Source organism: Thermanaeromonas toyohensis ToBE, from assembly GCF_900176005.1.
Lineage (GTDB): Bacteria > Bacillota > DSM-521 > Neomoorellales > Neomoorellaceae > Thermanaeromonas > Thermanaeromonas toyohensis.
Window position 1 is genome coordinate 1,059,486 of sequence record NZ_LT838272.1, and the last position, 16,183, is coordinate 1,075,668.

Genomic DNA, 16,183 nt, shown 5'->3' on the forward strand with positions numbered 1-16,183 from the left:
ATGTGGTTACCCTTGTTAGGGCTGATGATAGGGATACTGGTAGGCCTGCTCATCCCAGTTAAAATCCCTATAGCCTATGCTAAATACATGTCGGTTGCCGTACTGGCTGCCTTGGATTCTGTATTTGGGGGGTTACGGGCTACTTTAGAAAATAATTTTGACCACATTATTTTCCTTTCTGGTTTCTTTGCTAATACTTTGCTGGCTGCTTTCCTGGCTTACATAGGTGACCAGCTGGGGGTGGAGCTATATTTAGCTGCTGTTTTTGTTTTCGGAGCCCGACTTTTTCAAAACTTAGGCATCATCCGTCGCCATCTTTTAAAACGATAAATTTACTAAAAGTCAAAAGGGAAAACCCGGGATTATGTTGAATTTCCTTTTTAAAACTCCGGAGGTGCCAAACTTGCCCAAGGGTGAAGTAGTGCTGGGCTTGGATATCGGGAGTACTAAAGTAGTGGCCATAGCCGCTGAGGTTGAGGCAGGGGGACACCTCAATGTCATAGGTCTAGGTGAAGTTCCTTCAGGAGGCCTCCGGAGGGGCATTATTGTAGATATCGAGCATACCGCTCAAGCTATAGCTAAAGCTGTGGATACGGCTGAGCGGATGGCCGGTTATCGCCTGCAGAGAGCCTTTGTAGGGATCACAGGACCCCATATCGAATCCATAAATAACCGGGGGATAGTGGCCGTCACAGGTGAAAACAGGGAAATAGGAATAGAAGACGTGGAAAGGGTGCTGCAGGCAGCTAAGATAATTCCTTTAGCTGCCGAGCGTCAGATCATCCATGTACTTCCTCGTCAGTACATTGTAGATGGCTATAGCGGAATAATTGATCCAGTAGGGATGACGGGTTCCCGGCTAGAAGTAGAAACCCACATTATAACAGCAGCCGGAGCTGCAGTCCAAAATTTAGTTAAAAGCGTGCAGAGGGCTGGAATAGAAGTACAAGAGCTCGTGCTTAATCCCCTGGCTTCAGCAGAGGCCGTGTTACAGCCGGCTGAAAAGGAACTGGGGGCGGTAGTGGTCGACCTTGGTGGGGGTACTACGGAAATAGCTATTGTTGCCCAGGGTGGCTTGTGGTTTGCCTCTGTCCTGCCCGTAGGTGGAGAGCATATTACTAGTGATATAGCAGTAGGCTTACGCACCCCCATCAACCAGGCTGAAAGGCTAAAAAAGGAGTGGGGGCGGGTACCAGCCAGCGCGGTACCAGATAACGAACTATTTCAGGTACCTAACGTGGGAGGGGAGGGAACACATACTGTCTCTCAAAAGATGCTGGCCAGTATTATAGAACCTCGGGTGGAGGAGATATTGAGCCTAGTTCGCCGGGAAATCGGGCGGGCAGATTTCAAAGGCTTGCTTCCCGGGGGTGTGGTCTTGACGGGTGGGGGGGCATTATTACCAGGTATCGCCCAATTGGCGGGAGAGATACTGGAACTCCCGGTCAGGATCGGGGCCCCGAGCCGTCTGGGAGGCCTGGCAGATATGGTAGCCAGCCCGGGTTACGCCACTGCTGTGGGATTGGTAATATATGCAGTTAAACATATATCTAAAGCTCAAGTTGCAGTTAGTAAAGAAGGGTTCTGGGGGAACCTCTGGGGTTACTTTAGGCTATGGTTAAAGGAACTATTTCAATAACCCAGGGGAAGAAGGGGGTAGGCAAATTGTTGGAATTTGAAGATGGGGAACTCAATCACCAGTTTGCAGTAATAAAGGTGGTGGGAGTAGGCGGGGGTGGCAGTAACGCTGTCAATCGGATGATAGCGGCGGGTCTTAAGGGAGTAGAGTTTATTAGTATTAATACTGATGCCCAGGCTCTGCGTTTATGCCAAGCGGAACAGAAGATCCAGATCGGAGCTAAACTAACGAAAGGCCTTGGCGCTGGAGCCAACCCAGAAATAGGGAAGAAAGCAGCCGAGGAGAGTAGGGAAGAGCTGGCTCAACGGTTGCAAGGGGCTGACATGGTTTTCATTACTGCTGGGATGGGCGGTGGTACAGGAACTGGAGCTGCGCCAGTTATAGCCCAGATCGCTAAAGAAGTAGGAGCTTTAACCGTAGGTGTGGTAACACGTCCCTTTAGCTTTGAGGGGCGTCGCCGGGCCCTTCAAGCCGAAAATGGGATTGCCGAGCTTAGGACTAAGGTAGATACCTTGATCATTATCCCCAACGACCGGCTTTTGCAGGTCGTGGACAAGCAGACATCCATCACCGAAGCTTTCCGCATCGCGGACGATGTGCTACGCCAGGGGGTGCAAGGTATCTCCGATCTTATTACGGTTCCGGGTCTAATAAACCTAGACTTTGCTGATGTGAAGACCATCATGAGCGATGCCGGTTCCGCCTTAATGGGTATAGGACGAGCTACGGGCGAAAAACGAGCGGTGGAAGCGGCCAAGATGGCCATCTCCAGCCCCCTTTTGGAGACTTCCATCGAAGGTGCCCGGGGCGTCCTCCTTAACATTACAGGGGGGCCAAATTTGGGCCTGTTTGAAGTGAATGAGGCGGCGGAAATTATCGCTTCAGTAGCCGATCCGGAGGCTAATATTATCTTCGGGGCAGTCATCGATGAGAACCTTAAGGATGAGGTGAGGGTGACTGTTATAGCCACCGGTTTTGAGGGCCAGCGGCGGGATACCGCGGTCAAGCAGGTAGCGGCCGCCAGGGATATGGAGGTAAAAAGCTTCAACCTTGAAGATTTAGATATACCCGCTTTTTTAAGAAGACGCTAGTAAATGCCCTTACACGTGTTTTTTGGCAAATTCAGGGCTGCGGTGAGCAGCCTTTTATTTTTTGGAAGGTGTCACTACCTGACATTTTTTTCCTACACACTGCTATATAATGGAGATGGAAAGCTGGTCTTAAAATCCCAGTTGCCTCATATCATGGTAATAATTAGTGCTACAAGTTAGAGAGGGGCCGTGGCGGGGGTGCAAGTAATCTACCTGGACATGGTCCTCCTCGTTAACCTGATAATGGATTATATTATTCTGTGGGCTACGGCTAAGCTAGCCCAAGTAACTAGTAACGGGTGGCGTTTATTGGCCGGGGCTACCTTAGGTTCGGCCTATGCTTTAACCCTTTTTTCTCCCCACAAGGAGCCCTGGCTGTGGTTGGCAGTCAAAATCCTTTTCTCTTTGGTTATGTTGCTGCTAGCCTTTTATCCTTTAAGTTGGCAGAAACTATTACAGGCCCTAGGCTGTTTTTACCTGGTATCCTTCATTATGGGTGGGGCTGTAGTCGGCGGTTTATACTTAAGTAATAACTTCTTGGTAACTCCGGTCCTAGCGGGTAGGGGCATCATCACCCATCCCCTTCCTTCTGCCTGGTTAGCCTTGGCTGCTTTAACAGCTGTTTTCTTAGTTAACTGGGGAAGCGCCCTTATCAAAAGGAACTTCTGGCAAGCCTTGCTCCAGCTACCCATAGTAATCGGGTTTAATGGGAAAAGGCTAGCCCTTAAGGCTCTGGTGGATACTGGTAATAACTTGCGGGATCCCCTTACTGGCCGTCCCGTAATTGTAGTTGAGTACCAGGCTTTGCAATCTATCCTTCCCGAGGAGATCCGGTTAAAGGTGCGGACTGGCGAGGAACCAGAACTAGGGAAGATCATAGCTTCCCTAGCGGGTACAGCCTGGGCTACCAAGGTGCGCGTCATACCCTTTCATTCTTTAGGACGTACAGGTGGATTGCTCCTGGGCTTTAAACCAGACGAAGTTGTTATTTTTTGGGAGGAAAGATTAATCAAAGTGACCGACGTAGTAGTAGGGTTATGTTGGGAACGGCTGGCTCCGGGCGGTAATTACCGTGCCTTATTACATCCCGATCTTTTGCAAGTAGAAACTAGGGTATGATTTTAAGGGGGTATGGTTTATGGGCTATTGGAACCGGTGGGCTTTAATTTTAAGGGTAAATTTAAGCAAACTCCTGGCTACCCTCCGCTGGTTGCAAGAAATCTTCTATGTAACTAGCAGCGAAGCCTTACCCCCGCCCCTTACCAGTGATGAGGAAAACAATCTGTTGAGCCGCCTGGAAAAGGGGGACTTGGGTGTTAAAACTACACTCATCGAACGCAACCTGCGTTTAGTAGTGTATATTGCCCGCAAATTCGAAAATACTGGGGTAGGGATAGAAGATCTGGTGTCCATAGGCACCATCGGGCTCATCAAAGCGGTAAATACCTTTGATCCCAAGAAGCGTATTAAGCTCGCCACTTATGCCTCCCGCTGTATAGAAAATGAGATTCTCATGCACCTTAGGCGAAATAACAAGACCAGGGTGGAGGTATCCTTTGATGAACCTTTAAATATCGATTGGGATGGTAATGAATTGCTCTTATCCGACGTTTTAGGTACAGATAATGATATAATTTACAAATCCATCGAGGAGGAGATGGACCGAAGACTTTTGCATGCGGCCATGCATAAACTTACTCCCCGGGAACGGAAAATTATGGAATTCCGCTTCGGCCTGGTGGACGGGGTAGAGAAGACACAGAAAGAAGTAGCCGATATTTTGGGTATCTCGCAATCTTATATATCACGATTAGAAAAAAGGATAATTAAACGGTTACGACGAGAAATAGCCCGCATGGAATAAGCGGGTTTTTTATTTTCGTATAAAAAACTGTTAGGGTGGTAATAATGTAACTGCCTACTCTGTGGGGACGGAGGTTTTGCGCCCATGATGATTAACAAAGTAGAGATCTGCGGGGTAAATACCTCCAAGCTTCCCCTGCTCACCAATGAGGAAATGCGTGAGCTTTTTAAGCGGATGCGAGCTGGTGATTCTGGTGCCCGGGAGAAACTTATCCAAGGGAATCTTAGGTTGGTTTTAAGCGTGATTCAGCGCTTTACCAACCGGGGGGAATTTGTAGACGATCTGTTTCAAGTGGGGTGTATTGGCCTTATGAAGGCTATTGATAATTTTGATTTAGAACAGAACGTCAAGTTTTCTACTTATGCAGTACCCATGATTATTGGAGAGATCCGGCGATATCTGAGGGATAATAATCCCATTCGTGTAAGTCGATCTTTAAGAGACGTAGCTTACCGGGCCCTCCAGGCTAGGGATGCCTTAGTAAACAAGTATGCCCGGGAGCCTTCGGTGGGTGAGATTGCCCAGGAGATCAATCTTCCCCCAGAAGAAGTGATCTTGGCTTTGGATGCCATCCAGGAACCGGTTTCCCTTTTTGAACCCATTTATCATGATGGCGGAGATCCTATCTACGTCATGGATCAAATAGGGGATGAGAAAAACCATGACACTAATTGGTTAGAAAGCATCGCTGTGAGGGAAGCGCTAAATAAATTGAGCGAAAGAGAAAGGCTTATCCTTTCCCTTCGCTTTTTTGAAGGGAAAACCCAAATGGAAGTAGCCGAGGAGATAGGTATTTCCCAGGCCCAGGTTTCCCGCTTGGAAAAGGCAGCCTTAAACCATATGCGTAAATATATTTAAATCAAACAGGAAAAGGCAGGAGGGAGGAAAAGAGTGAAGGCCCCCAGAGGCCGCCTTTTGTTATGGTCAATAGTTTTCATAATACTGGCAACTTTAACTGCAGCAATTTTCTTAAATAGAAACATGCCTTTATCTTTTCGTACTACCCGACCTAATACCCTTATCCGACTTCACGTCATTGCTAATAGCGATACCCTTAAAGACCAGGAACTCAAGCTTAAGGTACGTGACGCTATTATACAGGAAGCGAGGAAAAGGCTAGTAGAGGTACAGGAGGTAGAAGAAGCTCGTAGGTGGTTGGCTGGAAATCTGGCTAGCCTGGCTAAAGTTGCGGAGGCGCAGATTAAGAAGGAAGGATATCCCTACTCTGTACGGGTTCAACTGGGTGATTTTAATTTTCCCACCCGTTCCTATGGCCGGTGGGTCTTGCCTGCGGGTGAGTATGAAGCTCTACGTCTAATAATAGGTGAGGGAAAGGGAGAAAACTGGTGGTGTATCCTTTTTCCGCCCCTTTGCCTAGTAGACGTAGCGGAAGGCAGGCTAAGTCATGAGGTCATGGCCTGGCCTGAAGATAGCTTACCTAACACACCCGTAGAGTTACGTTTTAAAATCCTAGAAGTTTTGCGGGCTTCTACCCAGCGCCTGGCTTCCCTCTGGTGGTAAACCGCTTCTTCCTGCATATAATGATGTTAAAGTGAGGGGATTTTTGAGTTTCGGGGGTGGCGGGGGTGATTAGAATCTCTGAACTCCGCCAGAGGGATGTCATCAATGTGGTGGATGGCCGTAGGCTAGGTCTTATTAAAGATGTAGAGTTGGACGTAGTGGAAGGAAAGATTAAAGCCCTCATTTTGCCAGGCCAAGGAGGTAAGTTTCTATTTTTCTTTGGCCATAATGAGGACCTGGTAATTCCTTGGGAGAAAGTGGTAAAAGTAGGCATAGATGTCATTTTAGTAGAGAATCCTAGTGTGTTATCTCCCCAGCATCTTAAAAAACTTAAGGTTGAGTAAAAATGAGGCCCGTTTTTGCTGCTTAAGATTTAAGGCCGGGTGAAAACCCGGCCTTTCGCATTAGAAATTAGTATTATATAATAACTCCAGAGGTGATCGGCCCTGGCCGTTTTAGAGCTCGTGGAGGGCCCCGTACCTTTTTTCCGTGTATCTTTCTTGGAAGGGCAAGCTCCAGTTAAAGCTATTTTTAGCACCCGTCAAGGGGGCTGGAGCGAAGGAGCATACAGGGCCCTCAATTTAGGTTTCCATGTAGGTGATGAATACGATAAGGTTTTAGCCAACCGCAGGCTTTTAGCAGAAGTTACTGGTCTTCCTTTGGAAAGGTGGGTGGTAGGAGAACAGGTCCACAGCGCAAAAGTAGCAGTGGTCCATGGGCAGCAGGCTGGAAGCGGTGCGCAGGAGCCGGACACAAGTTTAAAGGGAGTAGATGCCCTCATCACCGGGGAAAGAAATTTAGTGCTGGCAGCCTTTTTTGCGGATTGTGTCCCGGTGTATTTGATGGATATTAAAAGGCGGGTCATTGGACTAGTACATGCAGGGTGGAAGGGTACCGCCCACCAAGTGGCGGCCCGGGCTGTAGAACGCATGAGCGAGGTCTTCGGGTCTAAAGGGGAAGATTGTTGGGCGGTTATTGGTCCTTCTATAGGGCCATGCTGTTACGAAGTAGGACCGGAAGTGGCGGAAAGTTTTAAGGGTTTACCATGGGCGGGGAAGATTTTAAAGTCTGGGGAAGGTGGGCGGCTTCGCCTTAATCTTTGGGAAGCCAATCGGTTGACTCTCTTAGAAGTAGGGTTACTTCCAGAAAGGGTAGCCTTGGCGGGATTTTGTACCGCCTGCCATCCTGATCTTTTCTTTTCTTATCGCCGCTTTGGCGGGCGTACTGGCCGCCTCGCTGCCCTCTTTAGCTGGAGGCCAGACGGTGAATGAAAATTCGCCGACTTTTCCCTGCCCTTGTTGGGTTGGCTTTTTTAAGTGTTATGATCTATCAGGGAGGGTTAGGACTAGTTAAGCTGGTCGCCTGGCGGGCTCTTTCTACTGAGCGACCGCTCCCTGGCTCATTGGAGAAAACTACCCACCTTAAAGCGTTAGTTATCCGGGAAGAGATCGTTCTTACTGCACCAGCAGGAGGAATTTTGAAGCGGGTGGTACCCGAGGCCGAAAGGGTGGCCGCAGGTGGAACCATAGCCCAAATTAAGCTCGCCGGTGTAGCAAGTGGAGATACAGGGATTAGAAGCATTACAGCCCCCTTCGCCGGCCAGGTGTGCTACCACCCTGATGGCCTGGAAAATGTCCTTCGGCCGGGTATATGGGAAAAAATGTCCTACCATAATATTTTTTCTTTAACCTCAAAAGCCACCCAATTTAGCCCTGGAGAAACAGTGCAGGCTGGTGAGCCCTTAATCCGCCTAGTTAACAACCTGCATCCCCTCTTTTTATATATTGTAGTGGACGAGGTACCCCCAGAGTGGAAGCTTCAAAAGCAGGTGAGTTTGCTTTGGCCTGGCCAGGAAGATAGGCTAAAGCTTAAAGTGGCTAACCTTTACATGGTGGATAACCGCGCAGTACTGGTTTTACGCCTAGATAACTGGGGTAACGAATGGTTAGACAAACGCCTGGTGGAGCTAGAAGCAGTGGTAGAGCGCTATCCAGGATTTATCCTACCGCGACAAGCTCTAGTTACCCTCCCGGATGGCTCTAAAGGGGTTTATGTATTATCAGGAAGGGAAGTACGTTTCCAGGAAGTGCAAGTAGTGGGTATGGTAGGGGATAAAATGAGCGTAAAAGGTGTAAACCCTAACGTAGAAGTAGTCATCAACCCTTTCTGGACGCGCTGGTTGTAAGGAAACTCAAAGTATGCGGCAGGATTCCCAGGTAGAGTTGTAGAAGAAATTTTAGGGAAAGGAGGGAGGGCGTGTCTGGACTTAAAGAGAATATAGAACAAGTCCTAGAACGCATAGCTCGGGCGGCAAGTAAAGTAGGGCGTAGTCTCGAAGAAATAACCCTGGTAGCTGTTACTAAAACAGTTCCACCAGAACTCATAAGGGAAGCCGTAGCCTTGGGATTAAAGGATTTAGGGGAAAACCGTGTGCAGGAGCTACTAAAAAAACAGCCCCTCCTGGCCGACTTAGAAATCAACTGGCATCTTATAGGGCACCTACAGCGTAATAAGGTCAAATATGTCTGGAATAGGGTGAAACTTATCCATTCTTTGGACAGTCTAGAACTAGCCCGTGAACTGGACAAGCGGGCAGGAAGCGCTGGAGGAGAGGTCAACGTTTTAGTGGAAGTCAATGTGGCCCAGGAAAGTACCAAGTTCGGACTTCTGGTGGAACAGGTCCCCTCTTTCCTGAAGGAAGCGGTGGGGTTTGAGCACTTGCGCATCCTGGGCTTAATGACGGTAGCTCCCTTGGTCGATGATCCAGAAGAAGTAAGACCTGTTTTCAGGCGTTTACGGGAACTGGCTAAGGAGGTAGAAGCCCTACGGTTACCCAGAGTAGAGATGCGGTACTTGTCTATGGGTATGAGCAATGATTTCGAAGTAGCCATTGAAGAAGGAGCTAATATGGTGCGCATAGGTACGGCCATTTTTGGTCCGCGGGAATAGGAGGTAAGGAGAAACATGGGCAAAATATGGGAAACTTTGCTTAATTGGCTGGGTTATGAGCCGGAGGAAGAGGAAAGGGAGGCCCCTCCAGTAGAAGTCCCCCCTTTACCCAAGCCAGGTAAGGTGGTAGGGTTACCTACCGCCCGGGGAGCGATGCGCCTGGTAGTAGTGCAGCCTCAATCATATGAGCAGGGGGCTGCCCTAGCCGAAAATCTCAAAAACTACCGGCCGGTAATAGTTAACCTGGAGAAGATGAATCCTGAAGAGGCGCGGCGCCTGGTGGATTTTTTGAGTGGGGCTGCCTTTGCCCTGGGCGGTCAAGTACGCAAAGTCAGCCACGGTATCTTCCTTTTTACACCTAGCAACATCGACTTAAGCGGCGACCAAGAGCTTAAATCCACCAGTGGACCTCTCTTCTGGGATATAAATTCTTCTGGGGGAAGAAGATAAGGTATGGAACAGACCATCGGTTTTATCGGGGCAGGAGCTATGGGAGGTGCCCTGATAGCGGGATTAGTTAAAAGCGGCCTCGTCTCTCCAGAAAAAATTTTCGCCTACGATATATGCCTAGAACGCTTGGAAAACCTTAAAAAGGATTATGGAATACGGGTGGTAGCTAATGCTCAGTCGCTGGTAGAGAAGGCAGGGATAGTAATCCTGGCAGTAAAACCCCAGAACCTGCCGGAAGCGGTGCAAGGGCTAAATTTTAAACCTTCCCACCTTATCATTTCTATAGCGGCGGGCATTTCCCTAAAGCAGCTTATGAGTTGGCTAGGAGAGGAACTGGCCATCATACGTGCTGTCCCTAATACCCCTGCCCTAGTGGGCGAAGGTATAACCGTCCTGGCGGCTAACCCAGTAGTGACTCCAGAGCAGAGAGAAAGGGCTTTAACCATTTTTGGTTCTGTAGGACGAGCCTTGATGTTACCGGAAGAACAGCTTAACGCCGTCACCGGTTTAAGCGGTAGCGGGCCGGCTTATGCCTACCTTATGATCGAAGCCCTGGCTGATGGGGGGGTACGGTGTGGGCTTCCCCGGGACGTAGCTGTACAACTAGCCGCCCAGACACTCTTAGGTGCCGCCCGGATGGTTCTCCTAACCGGGGAGCATCCTGCTGTGCTTAAGGATAGAGTAACCTCGCCAGGAGGTACTACCATAGCCGGGTTAGAGGTATTGGAGAGGCGGGCAGTACGGGGGGCTCTTATGGAAGCTGTAAAGGCGGGGGCTGAACGGGCCAGGGCCTTAAGCGAGGAGCAGGCGTGATGATATCCCTAGCCACTGTGATAAAGGTAGCCTTAGAAATTTTACAGTGGTTGATTGTGGCCCGGGTCCTTCTATCCTTTATCCCCCATAATCCCCGCCACCCGGTTCTAATTTTTATTTATGATATGACTGAACCTATACTTGGATTTTTCCGCCGCCTTCTGCCGGCTACCTCCTTGCCCTTAGATTTTTCCCCGCTGGTAGCCATTTTAGTAATCCAGCTCTTGGAACATTTTATAAGTTAATAGGAGTGGGAGGCCATGGTTCTCACACCTTTGGATATAAATAAAAAAGAATTCCGCCGTTCTTTCCGCGGCTATTCCTGCCCCGAAGTAGACGAATTCCTGGAGCAGCTTTTAAGGGACTATACCCAGGTCTTCCGGGAAAACCAAGAACTCAGGGATAAGGTATTACGCTTGCAGGAAGAATTGGAGCGGTTTACCCGCCTAGAGAATACTTTAAAAGAAACCCTGGTCGTGGCCCAAAGGGCAGCGGAAGAGACCAGGGAAAACGCCAGGCGAGAATCCGAAGCCCTTTTAAAGGAAACTGAGGCCAAGGCCCAGGAAATTATGAATCAGGCTTTAAATAAAGTGGCCGAGGCTGAACGGCGCCTGGCTTCTTTAGAGGAGCAGGCCCGCACCTTTAAAACCCGTTTACGTTCTTTCTTGCTGGCCCAGCTTAAGCTCTTAGAAAGCGAAATTGATACTTTACCGGTTGAAGCACCAGAAAAAGATGGGAGCGAGGGAACTACCGCATAAAGAAGCGTTAGTAAAAAATAAGGTGATCTTTACTCTTCAGGATTTGACGGAGGTTATTTTTAGACGTTATACTTAAGACTAAAGTAAATTTTGGGTTTTAGGAGTGAGTTTACGCTAATGGATTATAGTAAAACCTTGAACTTACCGAAGACCGACTTTCCCATGCGGGCCAACCTTCCCGAAAGGGAACCTCAGATTTTAAAATTTTGGGAAGAGAAGGGCCTCTACAAGGCAGTACAGGAGGCTAACCGGGGCAAACCCAAATTTATCCTTCACGACGGCCCTCCCTACGCTAATGGAGACATACACTTAGGACATACTCTGAATAAGATTTTAAAGGACATTATTGTGAAGTATCGCTCCATGTCCGGTTATGATGCTCCTTATGTCCCCGGTTGGGATACTCATGGGTTGCCTATAGAACAGCAGGCCATTAAAAATTTGGGGTTAGACCGTCGCCAGGTGGATGTATTGGAGTTCCGCAGGCGCTGCCGGGAATACGCCTTAAAATATGTTGAGATTCAGCGGGAACAATTTAAGCGCCTGGGAGTACGGGGAGACTGGGAACATCCCTACCTCACCCTAGAGCCGGAATACGAGGCCATCCAGATCGGCATTTTTGGAGAGATGGCTAAAAAAGGCTATATTTATAAGGGTCGTAAGCCGGTATATTGGTGCACGGATTGTGAGACAGCCCTGGCTGAAGCGGAAGTAGAGTATGAAGAGAAGCGTTCACCATCCATTTATGTAAAGTTTCCCGTGGTGGATGGCCGGGGTCTTCTTGAACCTGGTACAACTTACGTAGTTATTTGGACCACCACCCCTTGGACTCTACCTGCTAATGTAGCCATTGCTTTGCACCCGGAAGCGAATTACCTTGTAGTAGAGGTAGGAGAAGAAAAGCTCCTTTGGGCGGAAGCGTTACATGAGAGGGTAGTGGAGCTTTTAGGATTAAGAGAACACCGTATCTTAGGCCGGTTCCGTGGGATCGAGCTAGAAGGGGTGATATGCCGCAATCCCCTCATGGACCGGGAATCGCTGGTTATCCTTGGGGAACACGTTACCATGGATCAGGGGACAGGCTGCGTGCATACAGCCCCTGGTCACGGTTTAGAGGACTTTGAAATAGGCCAGCGCTATAAGCTCCCAGTGCTTTCTCCCCTGGATGATCAGGGCCGTTTTACCGCTGAAGCACCCCAGTTCCAAGGGCTTTTCGTGGAGGAGGCTAATAAAGAAATAGTTAAAGAGCTGGAAAGGAAAGGGGTTCTACTACAATTTGGGTTTATCACCCACCAGTATCCCCATTGCTGGCGTTGCAAGCAACCTGTAATTTTCCGGGCTACGGAACAGTGGTTTGCCTCCATAGATGGTTTCCGACAAGAAGCCCTAGAGGCCATCCGGCAGGTGAAGTGGATCCCAGCCTGGGGAGAAGAACGTATTTACCGGATGGTGGCGGAGCGGAGCGACTGGTGTATTTCCCGCCAGCGAAGCTGGGGCGTCCCTATACCTATTTTCTATTGCCACCATTGTGGTAAAGAAATTATAAACGATACCACTATAAAGCACCTTCAAGGCTTGTTCCGCCAGTATGGTTCAGATGTGTGGTTTGCCCGGGAAGCGGCGGAACTGGTTCCCCCAGGACTTGCCTGCCCAGAGTGTGGAAGCCAGGAGTTCCGCAAAGAAACCGATATTATGGATGTGTGGTTTGATTCTGGCTCCAGCCATGCTGCAGTTTTAGAAAGCCGTCCAGAACTTTCCTGGCCTGCTGATTTATACCTGGAGGGAAGCGACCAGTACCGCGGCTGGTTTAATTCCTCCCTTTCCACTGCAGTAGCTACCCGGGGGCAGGCGCCTTATCGGGCGGTCCTTACCCATGGTTTCCTGGTGGATGAAGAAGGCCGGAAGATGTCCAAGTCCTTAGGCAACGGCATTGACCCGGCAGATGTTATTAAGATTATGGGTGCAGATATCTTACGGTTATGGGTCGCTTCTTCTGACTATCGCCGTGATGTGGCGGCCTCCTTTAATATTTTTCGCCAGGTGGTAGATGCCTACCGGAAGATCCGCAACACTTTCCGCTTCCTTTTGGGGAATCTATATGACTTTGACCCCGAGCGGGACGCGGTACCTTACCACCAGATGCTAGAACTTGATCGCTTTATTCTGGTAAAACTACAGCGGTTGATAGAAAAGGTTACCCGGGCCTATGAGGAATATGAGTTTCATGTTGTCTACCACGCTATATACAACTTCTGTGTAACAGATTTGAGTGCCACCTACTTGGATATCTTAAAAGACCGCCTTTATACATGGGAAGCAAAATCCCTTGGCCGGCGCTCTGCGCAAACCGCTCTATATCAAATATTAGATGTCCTAGTGCGTCTACTTACACCCATTTTAGCTTTTACCACGGAAGAGGTATGGCAACACCTGCCCGGGTCTAATAAGCCTTGGAGCGTACAGCTTTGCTCCTGGCCTTCCCTTAAAAAGGAGTATTTAGATGAGGAACTGGAGGCCAAGTGGGATAAGGTATTTAAGATACGAGAGGAAGTTAATCGGGGTTTGGAGCAGGCCCGGCGGGAACAAGGGCTGGGTAATTCTTTAAATGCCTGTGTACATTTATATCCAGATGAAAAGCTATATAGTTTCCTTAAGCCCTTGGAAGAGGAACTTCCTACAGCCTTTATAGTTTCCCAGGTTGTTTTACACAAACCTGGCGAAAAGGCACCCGAAGAAGGCGGTGTAGAGGCTATCGAGGTAGAGGGACTAAAGATTTACGTAGAGCCAGCTTCCGGCCGCAAATGCGAGAGGTGCTGGAGAGTCAGCGAAGAAGTAGGGGGGGAGGCTACCTATCCAGACCTCTGCCCAAGGTGCGTGGCGGTGTTACGCACGCTTGAGTCTACCTGTGATGAAAGTTTATCTCCTGGGGCTCTAGGGTAATTACAATAAAGTTAAACCTGGAGCCCACTATTTATCTTGCTTATAAGGGATATTTTATTTTTTGGGATCCTGCGTACTGTCCTGCATTTATAGGCAGGATTTTTTTATGGACTTAAAGATAAGGATCTGTTTAAACCCCGGCTAGGAAGGGTAATACTTAGCAGGAGGGGATAAAAACATGGATGATTATAGGCCGGGGACAAAAAAACTAGTGGAAAAGATAGAGGAGCTTACCTGGGCACTGGAAAAGGCCAGTTTGGCTGAATGGATAGAACTTTACCGCCGGCCGGTTCGTCTGGTCTACCTTAATTTTATTGCTGGTATAGCGCGGGGTTTAGGTATAGCCTTAGGGGTAACTGTATTAGGAACCATTATCATTTATATGGTAAGGGAGTTAGCTCTGCAAAACCTCCCCCTCATTGGTAAACTCATTGCTGAAATTGTGCGTATGGTCCAGAAGGAAATATATGTCTATTGAACTACCCAATTTATAGAGCGGCACCTAAGTTAAGCCCGGTGTAGGAGGACTACTTAACATGGAGAAAGAAAAACTAGATTATTTCCGGAGGAAACTTTTGGCCCTCCGGGCCTCCTATGAGGAACAATTAGAGTCGTTACGCTTAGGAGGGCTCGCTCACTCCCTTAAAGATTCACTAAAGGAGCTTTCTAGTTATGATAACCACCCGGCAGATTTAGGGAGCGAGCTATTTGAAAGAAGTAAGGATCTCGCCCTCCGGGATAACGCCCTCATTCAACTTAAGAAGATCGAAGATGCCCTAGACAGCATCCGGCGGGGTACTTATGGTCGCTGTAAGCAATGCGGACGCGAGATACCTTTAGAGCGATTGGAAGCTGCACCAGAAAGCACCCTCTGCCTGGAATGTCGAGAAGCTATGGAGGGGTTGGGTGAACGTCACCCGCGCCCCATTGAAGAAGATGTGCTAGCTCCTCCCTTTGGCGGAATAACCCATGATACCAGCCCTAGGGAACAGCCGGATGCTGAGGATGAACAAGAGTATGATGGTGAGGACACCTGGCAAGAGCTGGCCAAGACTACTGAGCATGCTTCCGAAGCAGGGGTAGGATCCTACTATGGCCCCTTAGATCTGGATGAGGACCGGGGATATGTGGAGCCGGTAGACGGTATCCCCTATTTTAAAGGGGCGGACGGCATGTTTTACAAAGATACCGGAGCTTACCTTGATGATGAAGAGGCTCCAGGGGAGCGGATTATCGGAGATGAAGGTTGGGATAAATTAGAGTTAGAGGATTAAAGTTTATCCTTACGGAAATATGTTTTGAGGAAAGTATGTTATTATTAGGTTTGGGAGAGGAAAAGGATGTATAAAGCTTTAACCATTGCCGGTTCAGATTCCGGAGGGGGAGCGGGTCTTCAGGCGGACCTTAAGACTTTTGCTGCCCTTAAGGTTTACGGCACTAGCGTCATTACCTCGGTGACAGCCCAAAACACCCGAGGAGTACAAGGAAGATACGATATACCAGCCCATTTTGTGGCCCAGCAGCTGGATTCCGTTTTAGGAGATATCGGTGCCGATGCTGTAAAGACAGGGATGCTGGCCAATGCTGAAATAGTAAGTACAGTTGCTACTAAGCTTAAAGAATATGGTATTAACAGGCTAGTAGTGGATCCCGTATTTGTGGCTAAGAGCGGCCACTTCCTCTTAGGTCCCGACGCTTGGGAAGTGCTAAAGGAAGAGCTTTTCCCCTTGGCCTTGGTAGTGACTCCCAACCTAGACGAGGCTGAGGCACTCACCGGTCTGTCCATCCAGAGCGAAAAGGACATGGTGGAGGCGGCCCAGCGCATATGGGATTGGGGACCTAAGTTTGTGGTAGTCAAGGGCGGGCATTTGGCGGGAGAAGAAGCCGTAGATATTTTGTTCGATGGGAAGGAAGTGCTGCGTTTTAGCAGCCCACGGCTACTTATATCTAATACCCACGGTACAGGGTGCACCTTTGCGGCTGCTATAACAGCTTTACTGGCTAAAGGGTGGGGGGTACCAGAAGCTGTGGGGAGAGCAAAAGAGTATCTCCGCCAGGCCATGATCGCCGGACGACCGGTGGGAAAAGGGTATGGCTGTCTTCATCATTTGGCGCCGTATTACTCTTGGGAAGATGATTAAATGCTTTAAGGAGAGAG

The 16,183-nt window shown here is 48.9% G+C and carries 19 protein-coding genes; all 19 read left to right on the forward strand.

Annotation, left to right across the window (positions count from 1 at the left end):
• The 19 genes from B9A14_RS05180 to thiD all read left to right on the forward strand — a co-directional run bounded on the left by B9A14_RS05180 (position 1) and on the right by thiD (position 16,166).
• Positions 1-330, forward strand: coding sequence for a small basic family protein (locus B9A14_RS05180; RefSeq protein WP_084664512.1), 330 nt, complete (start codon positions 1-3; stop codon positions 328-330).
• A gap of 64 nt (positions 331-394) precedes the next feature.
• A complete protein-coding gene (ftsA, locus tag B9A14_RS05185) occupies positions 395-1,639 on the forward strand; it encodes a cell division protein FtsA (RefSeq protein ID WP_422938461.1) in 1,245 nt (414 codons plus the stop codon).
• A gap of 26 nt (positions 1,640-1,665) precedes the next feature.
• Positions 1,666-2,730, forward strand: a complete 1,065-nt coding sequence (gene ftsZ / locus B9A14_RS05190) for a cell division protein FtsZ (protein WP_084664514.1) — start codon at positions 1,666-1,668, stop codon at positions 2,728-2,730.
• 198 nt (positions 2,731-2,928) lie between these two features.
• Positions 2,929-3,849 (forward strand): sigma-E processing peptidase SpoIIGA, encoded by a 921-nt coding sequence (gene spoIIGA, locus B9A14_RS05195; RefSeq protein WP_084664515.1) that lies wholly within the window; start codon positions 2,929-2,931, stop codon positions 3,847-3,849.
• A 19-nt stretch (positions 3,850-3,868) separates the two neighbouring features.
• Positions 3,869-4,594, forward strand: coding sequence for an RNA polymerase sporulation sigma factor SigE (gene sigE / locus B9A14_RS05200; protein WP_084664516.1), 726 nt, complete (start codon positions 3,869-3,871; stop codon positions 4,592-4,594).
• An 84-nt stretch (positions 4,595-4,678) separates the two neighbouring features.
• The gene (gene sigG / locus B9A14_RS05205; protein WP_084664517.1) at positions 4,679-5,452 is read left to right on the forward strand and encodes an RNA polymerase sporulation sigma factor SigG; all 774 of its coding nucleotides are present in this window, start codon (positions 4,679-4,681) and stop codon (positions 5,450-5,452) included.
• 123 nt (positions 5,453-5,575) lie between these two features.
• The gene (spoIIR, locus tag B9A14_RS05210; protein WP_231967944.1) at positions 5,576-6,115 is read left to right on the forward strand and encodes a stage II sporulation protein R; all 540 of its coding nucleotides are present in this window, start codon (positions 5,576-5,578) and stop codon (positions 6,113-6,115) included.
• Between the two features lie 65 nt (positions 6,116-6,180).
• Positions 6,181-6,459: a YlmC/YmxH family sporulation protein gene (locus B9A14_RS05215; RefSeq protein WP_084664519.1), complete on the forward strand. Its 279-nt coding sequence runs from the start codon at positions 6,181-6,183 to the stop codon at positions 6,457-6,459.
• A 120-nt stretch (positions 6,460-6,579) separates the two neighbouring features.
• Positions 6,580-7,386 carry a peptidoglycan editing factor PgeF gene (gene pgeF / locus B9A14_RS05220; RefSeq protein WP_172839044.1) on the forward strand — a complete coding sequence of 269 codons (807 nt, stop codon included), beginning with the start codon at positions 6,580-6,582 and terminating at the stop codon, positions 7,384-7,386.
• Positions 7,383-8,300, forward strand: coding sequence for a biotin/lipoyl attachment domain-containing protein (locus tag B9A14_RS05225; RefSeq protein ID WP_084664521.1), 918 nt, complete (start codon positions 7,383-7,385; stop codon positions 8,298-8,300). The genes pgeF and B9A14_RS05225 overlap by 4 nt, the downstream gene beginning before the upstream one ends.
• A 71-nt stretch (positions 8,301-8,371) precedes the next feature.
• Positions 8,372-9,064 (forward strand): YggS family pyridoxal phosphate-dependent enzyme, encoded by a 693-nt coding sequence (locus B9A14_RS05230; RefSeq protein WP_084664522.1) that lies wholly within the window; start codon positions 8,372-8,374, stop codon positions 9,062-9,064.
• Between the two features lie 15 nt (positions 9,065-9,079).
• Positions 9,080-9,514 carry a cell division protein SepF gene (locus B9A14_RS05235; protein ID WP_084664523.1) on the forward strand — a complete coding sequence of 145 codons (435 nt, stop codon included), beginning with the start codon at positions 9,080-9,082 and terminating at the stop codon, positions 9,512-9,514.
• 3 nt (positions 9,515-9,517) lie between these two features.
• Positions 9,518-10,327 carry a pyrroline-5-carboxylate reductase gene (proC, locus tag B9A14_RS05240; RefSeq protein WP_084664524.1) on the forward strand — a complete coding sequence of 270 codons (810 nt, stop codon included), beginning with the start codon at positions 9,518-9,520 and terminating at the stop codon, positions 10,325-10,327.
• Complete coding sequence (locus B9A14_RS05245; protein ID WP_084664525.1) at positions 10,327-10,572, forward strand: YggT family protein; 246 nt, start codon at positions 10,327-10,329, stop codon at positions 10,570-10,572. The genes proC and B9A14_RS05245 overlap by 1 nt, the downstream gene beginning before the upstream one ends.
• 15 nt (positions 10,573-10,587) lie before the next feature.
• Positions 10,588-11,085, forward strand: coding sequence for a DivIVA domain-containing protein (locus tag B9A14_RS05250; RefSeq protein WP_084664526.1), 498 nt, complete (start codon positions 10,588-10,590; stop codon positions 11,083-11,085).
• 117 nt (positions 11,086-11,202) lie between these two features.
• Positions 11,203-14,025, forward strand: a complete 2,823-nt coding sequence (ileS, locus tag B9A14_RS05255) for an isoleucine--tRNA ligase (protein WP_084664527.1) — start codon at positions 11,203-11,205, stop codon at positions 14,023-14,025.
• 178 nt (positions 14,026-14,203) lie between these two features.
• The gene (locus B9A14_RS05260) at positions 14,204-14,503 is read left to right on the forward strand and encodes a DUF5665 domain-containing protein (protein ID WP_084664528.1); all 300 of its coding nucleotides are present in this window, start codon (positions 14,204-14,206) and stop codon (positions 14,501-14,503) included.
• Positions 14,504-14,561: 58 nt separating this feature from the next.
• Entirely contained in the window at positions 14,562-15,299 is a 738-nt protein-coding gene (locus tag B9A14_RS05265) for a TraR/DksA C4-type zinc finger protein (RefSeq protein WP_084664529.1), read from the forward strand.
• A gap of 66 nt (positions 15,300-15,365) precedes the next feature.
• Positions 15,366-16,166 carry a bifunctional hydroxymethylpyrimidine kinase/phosphomethylpyrimidine kinase gene (gene thiD / locus B9A14_RS05270; RefSeq protein WP_084664530.1) on the forward strand — a complete coding sequence of 267 codons (801 nt, stop codon included), beginning with the start codon at positions 15,366-15,368 and terminating at the stop codon, positions 16,164-16,166.
• The last annotated feature ends 17 nt before the right edge of the window (positions 16,167-16,183 follow it).